10 protein-coding genes are annotated in these 11,630 nt (G+C 60.0%); 4 read left to right on the forward strand and 6 right to left on the reverse strand.

The genetic code is table 11. The features are described 5' to 3' along the window. Positions 1–394 precede the first annotated feature (394 nt). The gene (locus tag NW827_RS10635; protein WP_414362600.1) at positions 395–2,770 is read left to right on the forward strand and encodes a phosphoketolase; all 2,376 of its coding nucleotides are present in this window, start codon (positions 395–397) and stop codon (positions 2,768–2,770) included. Positions 2,771–2,928: 158 nt separating this feature from the next. Then, positions 2,929–3,969 (forward strand): phospho-N-acetylmuramoyl-pentapeptide-transferase, encoded by a 1,041-nt coding sequence (mraY, locus tag NW827_RS10640; protein WP_414403556.1) that lies wholly within the window; start codon positions 2,929–2,931, stop codon positions 3,967–3,969. Here the strand turns inward: mraY and NW827_RS10645 are convergent. The 4 genes from NW827_RS10645 to NW827_RS10660 form a co-directional block, all read right to left on the reverse strand. Continuing rightward, a complete protein-coding gene (locus NW827_RS10645) occupies positions 3,966–4,535 on the reverse strand; it encodes a hypothetical protein (RefSeq protein ID WP_414403449.1) in 570 nt (189 codons plus the stop codon). The two genes, mraY and NW827_RS10645, sit on opposite strands and share 4 nt — an antisense overlap. Before the next feature lie 217 nt (positions 4,536–4,752). Beyond that, positions 4,753–5,370 (reverse strand): Npun_F5749 family FMN-dependent PPOX-type flavoprotein, encoded by a 618-nt coding sequence (locus tag NW827_RS10650; protein ID WP_414403448.1) that lies wholly within the window; start codon positions 5,368–5,370, stop codon positions 4,753–4,755. A gap of 17 nt (positions 5,371–5,387) precedes the next feature. After that, positions 5,388–6,620, reverse strand: a complete 1,233-nt coding sequence (locus NW827_RS10655) for an N-acetyltransferase family protein (protein WP_414403447.1) — start codon at positions 6,618–6,620, stop codon at positions 5,388–5,390. Between the two features lie 122 nt (positions 6,621–6,742). Further along, a complete protein-coding gene (locus NW827_RS10660; RefSeq protein WP_414403446.1) occupies positions 6,743–7,396 on the reverse strand; it encodes a DUF3386 domain-containing protein in 654 nt (217 codons plus the stop codon). A 365-nt stretch (positions 7,397–7,761) separates the two neighbouring features. Here NW827_RS10660 and murA point away from each other — a divergent pair, with 365 nt between their 5' ends. Together murA and NW827_RS10670 are read left to right on the forward strand one after the other, a co-directional pair. After that, positions 7,762–9,063 carry a UDP-N-acetylglucosamine 1-carboxyvinyltransferase gene (gene murA, locus NW827_RS10665; RefSeq protein WP_414403445.1) on the forward strand — a complete coding sequence of 434 codons (1,302 nt, stop codon included), beginning with the start codon at positions 7,762–7,764 and terminating at the stop codon, positions 9,061–9,063. Between the two features lie 69 nt (positions 9,064–9,132). Continuing rightward, positions 9,133–10,263, forward strand: coding sequence for a geranylgeranyl reductase family protein (locus NW827_RS10670; RefSeq protein ID WP_414403444.1), 1,131 nt, complete (start codon positions 9,133–9,135; stop codon positions 10,261–10,263). Here the strand turns inward: NW827_RS10670 and NW827_RS10675 are convergent. Then, on the reverse strand, positions 10,260–10,739 hold the full coding sequence (locus tag NW827_RS10675) for an ATP-binding protein (RefSeq protein WP_414503666.1): 480 nt from the start codon (positions 10,737–10,739) through the stop codon (positions 10,260–10,262). The genes NW827_RS10670 and NW827_RS10675 overlap by 4 nt on opposite strands. A gap of 219 nt (positions 10,740–10,958) precedes the next feature. Further along, positions 10,959–11,630: OmpA family protein (locus NW827_RS10680; protein ID WP_414503667.1), on the reverse strand; the 672-nt coding region annotated here is incomplete at its 5' end.

Raw genomic sequence — 11,630 nt, forward strand, 5'->3', positions numbered from 1 at the left:
GCATTGCTGGCCTGATCTTCCCCGATGGCACCCCCCTCAAGCCCTGGTGGTGGTAACAAGATACCTGCCGCTTGAGCAAGACTAACCCAACGCCGGATGATGCCAACTTTTGCTCAACGCTTCCTCGCTGCTGGGTAATCTCCCTGGGCTTATTCAACAATAGGTTTGTCACATCGATCCCTAACTCCCCTCTCCCTCAGGGAGAGGGGTTGGGGGTGAGGGGTGCCCCTCAGGGAGAGTATCTAATGGTCATGGGCAAAATGCTGCAGCTCTACCTAGGCCCGCCCTTGTCAACCCTCACCCCATCTCCCAAATCCAAAGGAATCCCAAGATCCCCAAGCCTACGCCCCAACCTGGCTCACCATGGGAGTAGAGATACCTACGGGGTGCACCTATGGTTTTGGCAGAACAGCTCTCGACAAAACCGCTCACTGACGACGAACTGCGCAAAATCGACGCCTACTGGCGGGCTGCCAACTACTTGTCAGTGGGGCAGATCTACTTGATGGACAATCCGCTGCTGCGGGAGCCCTTGAAGCCAGAACACATAAAGCCGCGCCTCTTGGGGCACTGGGGGACTACGCCAGGGCTGAACTTTATCTACGTCCACCTCAACCGCATCATCAAGCGGGAAAACCTCAACATCCTCTACATCACTGGCCCCGGCCACGGCGGCCCTGCCCTGGTGGCCAACACCTACTTGGAAGGCACCTATAGCGAGCTCTACCCCAACATCACCCAGGACGCTGAAGGCCTGCGCAAGCTCTTCAAGCAGTTCTCCTTCCCCGGCGGCGTACCCAGCCATGCAGCTCCGGAAACCCCTGGCTCCATTCACGAGGGAGGGGAGCTGGGCTATGCCCTGGCCCATGCCTTTGGGGCAGCCTTCGACAATCCCGACTTGCTGGTGGCCTGCGTAGTGGGGGATGGAGAAGCAGAAACTGGCCCCCTAGCTGCTTCCTGGCACTCCAACAAGTTTCTCAACCCCATCCACGATGGGGCGGTGCTGCCCATTCTCCACCTCAACGGCTACAAGATTGCCAACCCCACCATTCTGGGCCGCCTTAGCCGTGAAGAGCTGCAAAGCCTGTTTGTGGGCTACGGCTACAAACCCTACTTTGTCGAGGGCTCTGAGCCAGCCCAGATGCACCAGTTGATGGCCGCCACTTTGGACACCGTCATCCACGAGATCCAGGAAATCCAGCACCACGCCCGCAGCAAAGGGGATCCTACCCGTCCGCAGTGGCCGATGATCATCCTGCGCACCCCCAAAGGTTGGACAGGCCCCAAAGAGGTGGACGGCAAAAAAGTAGAGGATTTCTGGCGCTCCCACCAGGTACCGCTGGCGGATCTGGCCAAGAACCCGGAGCACCTCAAGCTCCTGGAAGAGTGGCTGCGCAGCTACAGGCCGGAAGAGCTCTTTGACGAAAACGGCCGCTTGCTCCCCGAGCTGCAGGAGCTGGCCCCCAAGGGGGAAAAGCGCATGGGCGCCACTCCCTATGCCAACGGCGGCTTGCTGACGCGGGAGCTGAGAATGCCAGATTTCCGCCAGTATGCAGTGGACGTCCCGCGCCCTGGCACTACGGAAGCGGAGGCCACCAAGGTGCTGGGGCAGTTTTTGCGAGATGTGATGAAGCTTAACCCCCACAATTTCCGCCTCTTTGGCCCCGACGAAACTGCCTCCAACCGCCTGGACGCTGTGTTTGAGGCCAGTGACCGCACTTGGGTGGCGCCTATCTACGACTACGACGAGCACCTCTCCCCCAACGGACGGGTCATGGAGATCCTAAGCGAGCACGTCTGTCAGGGCTGGCTGGAGGGCTACCTGTTGACAGGCCGCCACGGCTTCTTTTCCTGCTACGAGGCCTTCATCCACCTGGTGGACTCGATGTTTAACCAACATGCCAAGTGGTTGAAAACCTCTCGCCACATCCCTTGGCGGCGGCCCATCCCCTCCCTCAACTACCTGCTCACCTCCCACGTGTGGCGGCAGGATCACAACGGCTTTAGCCACCAGGATCCCGGCTTTCTGGATCACGTGGTCAACAAAAAGGCCGATGTTATCCGCGTCTACCTGCCCCCTGATGCCAACACCCTGCTCTCGGTGGCCGACCACTGCCTGCGCAGCCGCCACTACGTCAATGTCATTGTGGCGGGGAAACAGCCGGCCCTGCAGTACCTGGACATGGATGCCGCCATCAAGCACTGCACCCAGGGCCTGGGGATCTGGGAGTGGGCCAGCAACGATCAGGGCTCGGAGCCGGATGTGGTCATGGCCTGCTGTGGCGATGTGCCGACGATGGAAACCCTGGCGGCGGTGGACTTCTTGCGGCAGCACCTGCCGGACATCAAGATCCGAGTGGTGAACGTGGTGAACCTGATGAAGTTGCAGCCGCCCAGCGAACACCCCCACGGCATCAGCGACAAGGAGTTTGTTAGTATCTTCACCCCCGACAAGCCCATCGTGTTTGCCTTCCACGGCTATCCTTGGCTAATTCACCGCCTCACCTACCGCCGTCCCAACCACCACAACCTGCATGTGCGCGGCTACAAGGAGGAAGGCACCACCACCACTCCCTTTGATATGTGCGTCCTCAACCAGGTGGATCGCTTCAACCTGGCCAACGATGTGTTGGAGCGGGTGGAGCGCTTCAAATACCGGCGGGATCACCTCCAGCAGCTCATTCGCGACAAGCTGGTGGAGCACAAGCAGTACATCTGCAAGTACGGCGAGGATCTGCCGGAGGTGCGCAACTGGAAGTGGCCCTACTAGGGGATCCTTCGCCTCTGGCCCTCCGGCAGGGTAGAGTTTTCTTAGGCTCTCCTGCCGGAGTTTTTTGAGGAGTTGGGCTGGAGGTTGAGGGTGTGAGGGGTTCAGAAAGAATGGATGCGGATACCCTTCCCCACCTGGAAGAGGCGGCCTGGGGAGGAATGGCCCTCTCCTGGGTTCTGGGCCTGACTCTCTCGGCCGTGGTCATCGGAAGCCGGCCCCAGGTGCTCCTTCCCTTTGGGCTAAGTGCGGTGGGATCGGCTGGGCTGGGATCCCTGCTTCTCCCAGCCTTGCGGCGCTGGAAGGCAGGACAGGTCATCCGGGAGGAGGGGCCCCAGTCCCACTACAAAAAAGCAGGCACACCAACCATGGGGGGCCTTAGCTTTTTGCCCGTAGGGCTGCTGGTAGCTGGCATCGGGAGCGGCTGGGATCCCCAGTGGCTGGCGGTGGCGCTGCTGACTCTGGCCTACACCTTGGTTGGCTGGCTGGATGATTGGCTGGTTATCCGGCAGCGCTCCAACAAGGGGTTGTCCCCCAAAGCGAAGCTGTTGCTCCAAGTTGGGATTGGCCTGGCTTTTTGCGGCTATCTAGCTTGGCAAGGGATCCCTACGGTTCTCACCCTGCCGGGAATAGGCCCCCTCTCCCTGGGCTGGCTGTTCTGGCCCTTGGCTCTGTTTGTGTTGGTGGGAACCAACAACGCCGTCAACCTCGCCGACGGCATGGACGGCCTGGCGGCAGGGGTGGTGGCCCTCCTCCTGGCAGGGCTGGGGCTAACCGCTCCTGATCCGGTGTTGGCTCTCCTGGCCTTTGCCCTCAGCGGTGCCTGCCTGGGTTTTCTGGTGCACAACCACCACCGGGCCCGCCTGTTTATGGGGGATACTGGATCCCTGGGCTTGGGAGGCGCTCTGGCGGGGCTGGCCCTGCTGGGGGATCAGCTCTGGGCCCTAGCCTGGATGGGCGGGATCTTGGTGGTGGAAGCCCTGTCAGTCATCCTGCAGGTGGGCTACTTCCAGTACACCAAACGCAAAACCGGCCAAGGCAAACGGCTGCTGCGCATGTCCCCCTTGCACCACCACCTGGAGTTGAGCGGCTGGTCGGAGGTGCAGGTGGTGGGGTGCTTCTATGGGTTAACGGCGCTGTTGGTGGGGCTGGGCTGGCTCTGCTGGCAGTGGGCTGGAGGGGAAGCGCTTCCCCCTCTCTAGGGCTGCAAGATCATCGACCAGGAGCCGCTTTCCTCATCCCAAAAGGGTGCCAGTGACTCTCCCACCACATTGGGACCCCAGTAGCGGCGGGTCCCATCCAGGGTAAAAGCTACCACAATATCGCCAGGGCCAATCTGCAGCGGCTCCTCCCCCAAGCTCAGCAGCAAACCCTGGCTGCCCCCTTCGCCAGGGGCAAAATCCCAGTGAGCTGTTTCGGGGTTGGTCAGCCGACTACTGCTGCGCAACAAAATCACGAGGCGAATTGGATGAGGGGTGCGGTTGCCAACCCGAAAGGGCCCTGTGCGGGCAGAGGTAGGGGAAACCGCTGGCGAGGTTAGGACAGAAGAGGCTCCTCCCTCCCTAGAGGAAGGGGGTGGGGATGTGGCCATCAGGTGGGCTGCCAGCCCCCTAGTCGCAACCAGACTCCAAACCAAAGTAGCTGCTAACCCCAGGGATCCCTGGCGCACCTTGTCCTGCAAAGCTCTGGCCAACAAGGGCTCGCCGGTCAAAAGAGGAGCAACAGCTTGGGCAATGCGCTTAGCCAATGAGAGGGCGGAAATAGACATCAGAAGTACTGCAACTAGGAAGCCTAGGTATCGGCTGGAGAAAGAAGCTGAGGGACACTTACCCCCCAGGAGGGGAGCTCCAGCTGCCGTCGGATGGCGTCGCTCTGGAGGGTGGGAGAGTGTTCATCTGCGCCAGCACATCTATTCTTCATCAATATTCTCTCGGGAAGCAAGGGAAAAACGGCTCCCCTGCCCAGGTTGAAGCCGGCTGGGATCTTTAGGGATTGACTGCTCGGCGTTGCCATCCCTGCGGGCTGCGCTCATAGAGGGTTCGCCGTTGAGGGTAGATTGCATCTCCCTTGAGCTGCAGGTGATCCACCTCCGTTGGATCCAACAGCAGTAGGACAAATGTTGGCGGCGGCAAAGAGGCCTTTTCGGGGGGCAGCTCTTCAATGAATGCTTCTGGGGGGGCAAGAGGGCCTTTGGGTTCCGGCCAGAACCAAAGCAGCCGTCCTTTTTCTGAGATTTGTTGCCACAACTGTTGTCGGTACTGCTGCGCCTCAGGATCTGGATGGCTGGCGGTGATGGCCTCCAGAGTCCCGGCAATGCGGAATTGCTCGCGCGTTTTGGCGAAATACCAGCAGATCTGGGCCAGGGGACAGTGGGCAATCTGAGGGATCTTCTCGCTGCGGCTGTCCACCGCCAACTGGATGCGGTCGGTATCCCGCAAAAATCCCCGGAAGACGACTGTGCGGTTACGCGGATGCCCCTGGGGATCCACTGTAGCCAGTTGCAAATAGCGTACACCGGGATCGCTGCGGTTGCGGTGCAGGGCCGCCTGGAGCAACATCCGCCAAGAGGGATCCCCAGCTGGGTTATCTTCATAGAGCTTCATAGGTGCCAGCTGCAACTTTAGCTGGGAGGGGGAGGCGCTTCCGATTGCGGATCCCTGGAGCACCCCGGCCCGGCGTTGGGATCCGGCGCAGTTGGGTGGAGAGAAGGAAAGGGAGGCTCCAGCCAGCCTCCCGCTAGCTCCTCAAAGCGTTCTGGCACCGGCTGTTTCACCGGCAATTTCTGGAGCACTATGCTGAGATACTCGCTATACCAGGGGGAACGGACTTCCCGCACCTTGTGCCACACCGAGCGCGACATCAACAGGGTTCGCTCCACGTCCTGGGCTCCCAGCTTGAGCAAGAACTCCTCTCGTTCCGGCTGGTAATCGGTGGAGGCCAAGGCCAAGGCCTGGGATGGATAGGCTTGGGTGAGTTGGGCCATCTTGGCCATGAGCTCGGGGTAGAGCCAGGTGTAGGCAGGGTGAACCGTGAGCTTGGCCACATGCGGCTGCTGCCCCGTCCGATCCAGCTTGAGGTTGAAATAGCCAATGGCAGTTCTCCGCTCGGGCTCATAGACACACATCTCCACCCGTTCTGTTTGGCTAATGATGCACTTGGCCTGCTCCAAGAGCCAATCCAGCGGGCTGGTGCGAAAATCGCTCACGTCGCGGTCGTACACCTGGCGCACTGTGGCCGGCATAGATCCCGTATCCAGTTGGTAGATGGCGTAGGCATCCCGGTTGGTTACTGGCACTAGGTTGGGCAGGTTGGGCTCGTGCTGGCTGAGGGCGGCCAGGATCTTAGGCGGAATTGACCAGTAGGTAATCTGGGCCAGGGGCTGGAAGCCATTGTGCCGGTAGAGGGCTATCGCCCCCTTGTTGTGGGTATTCACCTCCAAGATCCAGGTACGGGCCTCGCGAAAGTGCTCCATGCAATGTCTGAGCAGCTTAGACCCGATTCCCTGACGCTGGGCGGAAGGCGCCACCGCAATGTGATCCACTCGCCAGGTGCTGCGGGAATGGTTAAAAGGAGACACTTGAATGACTCCCTGGATTTTGCCCTCCAGCTCCGCCACATGCACGGTAAACATGTGCTGGAAGCGGTTAGGAAACAGGCTGAGGGTTCTCAGGAGCCCGTACCACTGGCGCAGCCGCCGCAGTTGGCGACGAATGTCCACCGAGCGGCTGCCGTACTCTTCCTCAAAGGCTTGCGCCAAAATCTCTTCCACCGCCTCCAGATCCCCCAGCTGGGCCGGGCGGAGAATTAGCTTGGGAGCCTCACTGGGGGCTTCGGAATCTGGATGGGGTTTCACCGTCGTCCTGTCCATGGCAAAGGGCGGGGGGGAACACTCAAAGCATAGCCCAGAATCCTCCTTCTTCTAAGGAGGTTGTCGCTGCCACAAAAAAATTAAAAAGTTTGTGGTCGCTTGGCCAGTCAGGCGCCGGCATCCAGCAACGCAAAGTTACTGAAGCTAAAGCGCTTCTCGACAACGCCAGCTTCCGTCTCTGTTTGAATGCGCCGCTCCGAGAGGAGGTAGTACTTGCCTACTTTGGTGTAGAGATCTTCAAATTGGCTGCGCCCACCCTTTTGCTCACCGGTCTTAGCGTCGTGGTAGACAGAGTCATAGCGGTGGGAGAGGTAGCCTTCGCCGGTGTCATGGCTGCTGAAGGTGTGAATGGTAACCACCACGCCGTGAATATGCCGGTGTACCATGGTAATTTGGTTGTCGCGCACGTGGTAGCGATCCCCTTCAGCTTTACCTCCCACCAGGATCTCCACTGAGCCATCCGGCAGGATTTGGCCGTAGCGAAACGTGTTTTGACCGTGGGCTTCAGCAAAGCTGCGGCGCACCCGGTGGACAGCAATCTCCCACATTTGCTCTTGGATGGCTTTCCGGGCCTCTTCATCTTCCACACCCGTCACCGTGGCTTTCAAGTCTGCCCCCACCCGCACCTGCCCCACAAAAGTGCGCTTCCCATCCCAGTAGGTAACCTCCGCGCTATAGCCTGGAAACTCGGGATCCCAGGTGTAGCGATTTTCATAGGCAGCCCGAAACAGTTCTTCGGCAGAAACGTGAGTTGCAGTCATCAGGGATCTCCTTCCTGTTTTTCTTGCAAGAGATTCTCACCACTACCCATGCTACCGCTTTCCCCCGTTGGCTTAAACCCAGCCGCCCGCGCTGAGAGCCCGCATTTGGGGAAGTGGCCTAGCTAATAATGCCACTCCTAGGATAAGGGCTATGGGAACTTCTCTTCCTTCCTCACTGCCGGTTTGGGTCTGCGAGTTTAGCCGCTGCTGCGATCCCCAGAGTATTCTCTGAGAAGGGCTTGCCTATCTTTTCTGGGTGAGGAGGAAGATTGAGAGATAACGAAGCATCCCCTTGTACTAGCCAAGCGGGGTTCTTGGAGCCTAATCTGTGGCCGGCCTCAACGGGTGTGGCAACCTCGTCAGAGATGAGGGGGCCGGTTCTCAAAATTGTCGGCAAGCAGCCCCTGAGCGGCCACATTCCCATTGGGGGATCGAAAAACTCGGCTTTAGCTCTCATGGCCGGATCCCTTTTGGCCCCTGCTGCTTGTCGAATTCACAACGTGCCACGCCTGCTAGACATCGAACGTATGGGGCAGATCCTGACTGCTCTAGGGGTCAAGGTGTCCCATGTCGGCAATATCCTTGACCTCGACGCCAGCTCCCTGAAGACTTGCCAGGCTCCCTATGAATTGGTCAGCCAGCTACGGGCCAGTTTCCTTATCATTGGGCCGTTGGTGGCGCGGCTGGGAGTGGCCAGGGTGCCCCTGCCGGGCGGTTGCGCCATTGGCTCTCGGCCGGTGGATCTGCACGTGCGGGGTTTGCAGGCGTTGGGAGCAACGGTTCAGATTGAGCACGGTGTAGTCCACGCCTATGCCCGCAAGCTGGTGGGAACCCGCATCTACCTCGACTATCCCAGCGTTGGTGCTACCGAAACCCTGATGATGGCTGCTACGCTGGCCGAAGGAGAAACGGTGATTGAAAATGCCGCTCAAGAGCCAGAGGTAGCAGACTTGGCCCGTTTTTGTCAGGCGATGGGAGCTCGCATCCGTGGTGTAGGCACCAATACAGTTGTGGTGGTGGGGGTGCCGCGTCTGCATGGCACAGAGTACACCGTCATTCCTGACCGCATCGAGGCCAGTACCTACCTCATTGCCGGAGCCATTACTCGCTCTGAGCTCACGGTTGGGCCGGTGATTCCGGATCACCTGCGAGCGGTGATTGCCAAGCTGCGGGAGATGGGGTTGCGGGTGGAGGAAGAGGGCTCCAACCGGCTGCGCATTGCCCCGGCTCAACTCCCCTCAGGCTGGATTTGCCAGGCAACCGATATCCAGACCCTGCCCTACCCAGGTTTTCCCACCGATGTGCAGGCACCAATCATGGCTTTGGCTGCCTTGAGCGAGGGCAGTTGCACCATCGAGGAGACAGTGTTTGAAAACCGGATGCACCACATCCCTGAGCTCAACCGCATGGGCGCGGACATTCGGCTGAAGAACCGGGTGGCCATTGTCCGGGGCGTGCCGTCGCTGTCAGGAGCACCGGTGGTGGCTACGGATTTGCGGGCAGGGGCGGCCTTGGTGTTGGCTGGCCTGGCAGCTGAGGGCTGCTCCACCATCTACGGGCTCCACTACATTGACCGCGGCTACGAAGCCATTGACGAAAAGTTGCGCAGTGTGGGGGCTAAGGTGTATCGCTGTAACAACCCGGCAGAAAATCCGCCCACTGCCTAAAGCCACCTAGGGATCCCAGTGCAACACCCCTTTCCCCGCTGCGGCGTTTCCCAGGAGGGAGGTCGAGCCATGTCCTATGTGTATGACTGCGTCATTGTCGGTGCTGGCCCTGCCGGTGGAGCTGCCGCCTATCACCTAGCCAAGCGGGGGCGCTCGGTGCTGGTCCTGGAAAAGGATCCCCTGCCCCGCTACAAACCCTGTGGCGGCGGTGTCTCTCCTGCTGTGGCAGCCTGGTTTGACTTTGACTTTAGCCCCGCCATTTCGCTGAAGATTCGCCAAATTCGCTACACCTGGCGGGGGGGGGATCCGGTGGTTGTCGAGCTGGATCTAAAAGAGCCGGTGTGGATGGTGCGGCGGGAGGTTTTCGACTCCTACCTGATCCAGCAGGCGCAGAAGCAAGGGGCCACCCTCTGGGCGGGATGTGCCGCTGCTGGCCTTGAGTGGCAGAGTGACCGCTGGCAGGTGATGACGCCTGCCGGGCCGGTCTGGGGCCGCTATGTGATTGGGGCGGATGGGGCCAAGGGCTTGATGGCAAAGTGGCTGGGTTTCCGCAGTCGCCAGTGCCGCCTGGCTGCTGCCCTGGAGGCGGAAGTGGCTGTCCCAGAGCCGCCAACTGCCGCTGCTCACTTTGACTTCGGCAGCGTAAGCAATGGTTACATCTGGAACTTCCCCAAGGCGGACGGCTACTCAATCGGGGCCGGCACCTTTCGGGGTGGCCAGAAACAAAACCTGCGGGAAATAGCCAGTCAGTATGCCTGCAACTTTGGCATTGACCTAAAATCGGTCAAGCACTTTGGCCATCCCATCTGCCTTTGGGACGGGGATCAACCCCTGCACAGCCAAAATGCGCTCCTAGTGGGAGATGCCGCCTGCGTTGTGGATCCGTTTACTGCCGAAGGGATCCGCCCCTCCCTCCTCACCGGTATGCTGGCGGCACAGGCCATCGACCAAGCCTTGGCAGGGGATCCCCAAGCCCTGGCCAACTACTCCGCCCGCGTGCACCAGGAGTGGGGCACTGAGATGCGCTGGGCCAAGCGGATTGCGGCGCTGTTCTACCGCTTTCCTAGCCTAGGCTACCAAGTTGGCGTCAAGCGACCGGGAGCCACCCGGCGCATGGGTCAAATCCTGGCTGGCGAGCTGCGCTACAGCGACGTGGCCAGCTCGGCCATTCGCCAGTTGAGTGCTGGCCTATTGGCTTAGACGGCCTGCTGGGAAGTGCAGCCGGGATCGTCGAAGCGCCTGCTAATCAGCAGGCAATTGCGGCCATCCGCCTGGCGAGTGTAGCTCAAGTGGGTGGAGAGAGCTTTCATCAGCAAAATGCCCCGTCCTCCCTCAGATTCGGCGTTGGGGGGCCTGTTGGCTGCCAGGTTTTGGGCAAAGCCCTCCAAGTCGAACTCCTGCCCTTGATCCCAGATGCGCAGCTCTAGTCCCTGGGGCAGCAGAACCAACTCAATCTCGATGGGCGTACTGGGGGGCAGTGCGCGATGGGCATGGCGAACCGCATTGGTAAATCCTTCTGCCAAGGCCAACTGGCACTCTAACCAGATGGGATCTGGAATACCAGCGTTGCGGAAGGACTCAAACCAGGTCAAAACTTCACCTAGGGCCTCCAAAGTCGTGTCAACCTTCAGCGCAAAGACCCGTTTTTCCTCCGACTGAATCTCCGCCCCACTCAAATTGCACCCCACTCCAAATCTGGAAATTGCCTGCCTCTCCCTCAGCAGGGATGGCCCAGCGCAATTGTGACACGCACCTATACTGACGCAGAAGAAGATTTTGTAGTCCCTCCACCAGTGGGCAGGGGATGTCTTACCCTGGGATTGTACCCGATTAACCAAGACCCTCCTACCCTACCTTCGTGGGGGTGTCTTCCACCCCTTTTGAGGGATCTGCTGCTAGGGGGCAATCACCAGCTCTACGCGGCGGTTCCGCTGGCGCCCAACCTCCGTGTTGTTGTCGGCCACAGGCAAGGTGGGGCCAAAGCCAGAGGTTGTCCAACGAACGGGGTGGTCTTTCGGCAGTAGGTTCATCAAATAGTCCTTGACAGCGTTGGCGCGGCGCAGGGAAAGATCGAGGTTGTAGTTCAAGGAGCCAATGTTGTCGGTGTGGCCGTTGACTTGGACGCGGGCACCGGGCATTTCCTGGAGCAATTTGGCCACTTCCGCCAGCAGAGAAGCCGCCTCCGGCCGAATCTCAGCCTTGTCAAAATCAAAGAGCAGATCCCCTGGCAAGCTAATGGTGCGGGTTCCCACCTGAAAAGTGGTAGGAAGGGGGACCTCTGCTTCCCCGGGGGTAACCTCAGCAGCAGTAGAAGACTCCTGCTGCAGCACAGGAGCAGCTCTTAGGGAAGACAGCTGCTGCAGTTGTGCCTCCAACTCTTCAATTCGAACCAAAAGCTGGATCACCTGCTGACGAACTTCCCGTAGCTCTGCTTCCAGGTCCGCGGAGCTCCCGCGATTTTCCCCTGGCTCTGCAGGAGGTGTTGGGCTTGCCAGGGGGGAACTGGCCTGAAGTGGGGGCAGGGTGGGCAGGATTGGGGGAGAAAAGGGGCTGATCTCAGCCGGGGG

The sequence above is a fragment of the Synechococcus sp. H70.1 genome (genome assembly GCF_047502705.1).
GTDB lineage: Bacteria > Cyanobacteriota > Cyanobacteriia > Thermostichales > Thermostichaceae > Thermostichus.